The following is a 2,094-nucleotide window of genomic DNA, read 5'->3' as shown; positions in this document are numbered from 1 at the left end:
CGCCGGCTGGGTGCACACCTGGATCAAGAACGGCGGCTCCCTCGACGCCCGGGGCCACGGCATCCTCCTGCGCTGTGCCGACCGACTGGACCGCGTCATGCCGGCGCTCGCCGCGGCGGACGACCCCGCGTACTGGCGTCGCCTGCGGGACCTCGCCCGCCTCGTGGCGGACACCGTGCCCTCCGGGGGCTGAGGCCCGCGCCCGCCGGGGCCGCCCCGTGAGGCGGCCCCGGCGGGTCGCGTCACGGTGACCGCTCCCCGTCGGCCGCGTCGAAGGGCGAGGCCTGCGCCGGTACGCCGGACCGCAGGAACTGGCGGGCCTGCAGCTCGTACATCTCACGGAACACACCGGCCCCGGTGACCGGATCCATGAGCGCGTCGAAGGTGCCGTGCTCGACGACGCGGCCGCCGTCGAGGACGTAGACGAGATCCGCGTTCCGGACGCTGTGCAGACGGTGGGTGATCAGGACCGTCGTCCGGCCGGAGCCGGCCAGCCGGTGGATCTGGTCGAAGACGCGCTGCTCGGCGGCCGGGTCGAGCGCGCTCGTGGGCTCGTCCACGATCAGCAGGGCGCCCCCGCGGTGGCGGGCGCGGGCGAGGCCGATCTTCTGCCACTGGCCGCCGGAGATCTCCTGTCCGCCCTTGTAGCCCCGGGCGAGCAGGCTGTCCAGACCACGCGGCAGCTTCCCGACCACCTCGTCCGCACCGGCGTAGGCCGCCGCCGCCGTGATGCCCGCGTCGTCCATGGGGACGCCGCTGCGGCCGATGCCGATGTTGACCCGGGCGGTGAAGGGCCAGCGGAAGAAGTCCTGGGCGACCATCGCCACCCGGTCGAAGATCTGGGCCCGGTCGGCCTCCGCGGTGCTCACCCCGCCCCACAGCACCCGGCCCGAGTCGGGGAGCCGGACCCCGCTCAGCAGGCGGACGAGCGTCGACTTGCCCGAGCCGTTCCTGCCGACCACGGCCACGGTCCGGCCCCGGGGGATGACGAGATCCACCTCGTGCAGCGACGGTGTGTCCGCTCCGGGATAGGTGAAGCACACCTTCTCGAACCTGATCTCGTCCACCGTCTCCGGCAGGTCCCGTCCTCCGGTGGGGATGGCGCGCCGCGCGGCCTCCTCGCACAGCGTCTGCAGATCGGCGACGAACAGCGCCTCCTCCTGCACGTCGGTGACGCGCAGCACGAGGTCGGTGATGCTCGCCGCCCCGCTGCGGATCGCGAGGACCGCCGTGCCGGCCACGGCGAGCCCCATCCGCCCGTCCCACAGCAGCAGCCCGAGGGCGCCGTACGTGGCCAGGGTCGCCACGCCGCGCGCCGTGTCCGCGACCACATGGGTGCGGGCGCCGGTCCACGAGAGCCGGGTCTGCTCCCGTTCGCTGGTCTCCGCCATCCGCCGGAAGTGCCGCAGCAGGAACGGCGCCACACCGTGGACGCGGATCTCCGCCGCGGCCTGCTGGTTGATGAGGAGCTGGCTGATCAGCTTGGCCGCGCGGACGTGCTGGACGAAGCGGTGCCAGCTGATGTACCGGTGCCGGGCCATCGTGAGCGCACCCCACGCGTTCGGCAGCGCCATGAGCGTCAGGAGCGGCAGGAGGACGGGGTGCAGGACGGTGAGCACACCGGCCGCCGCGACGAGGGAGATCGCGGAGGTCACCACGGAGGTGCAGTAACCGACCATCCTGCGGGCGGAGTCGGCGCCCCACTGGGCCGAGTCCATCAGCTTGTGGAAGGCGTCGTCCTCGATGGCCTCCAGCTCCACCCGCGCCACCAGCCCCAGGTACCGCTCGGTCGCCACGCGCTGCGCCTTGGGCTCCAGGATGCCCGTAGCGGCGGACGACGCCGACCTGCACGCCGCGCCGATCACCGCCAGGACCGCGACCAGCACGAGCGACGGCAGCGCCGCCCGCAGCCGGCCCGTGATGTCGCCCGGGGAGAGCAGCTCCACGAGGAGGGCGTTGACGGCGATCAGCGAGACGGCCTGGGCGACGCCGCGCGTGACCTCGCTCAGGGCGACCGTGGCGAAGGCGCGCGGATCGGCCTCCCGGGCCAGCCGGACGGCCACCGCCACCTGCCGCGGCAGCGAGCCGGCCATC

1 protein-coding gene and 1 pseudogene are annotated in these 2,094 nt (G+C 74.1%); one reads left to right on the top strand and one right to left on the bottom strand.

Annotated elements, in window-relative coordinates:
- Positions 1-193, top strand: a pseudogene (locus RIF68_RS35205) (hypothetical protein); the annotation flags it as partial.
- A gap of 49 nt (positions 194-242) precedes the next feature.
- Here the strand turns inward: RIF68_RS35205 and RIF68_RS35200 are convergent.
- Positions 243-2,093, bottom strand: coding sequence for an ATP-binding cassette domain-containing protein (locus RIF68_RS35200; RefSeq protein WP_309055635.1), 1,851 nt, complete (start codon positions 2,091-2,093; stop codon positions 243-245).
- Position 2,094: the final 1 nt, after the last annotated feature.

The sequence above is a fragment of the Streptomyces sp. genome (assembly GCF_031178505.1).
GTDB lineage: Bacteria > Actinomycetota > Actinomycetes > Streptomycetales > Streptomycetaceae > Streptomyces > Streptomyces gulbargensis.
The sequence above is the reverse complement of the archived record's forward strand: the minus strand, read 5'-3'. Positions and strand labels throughout refer to the sequence as shown.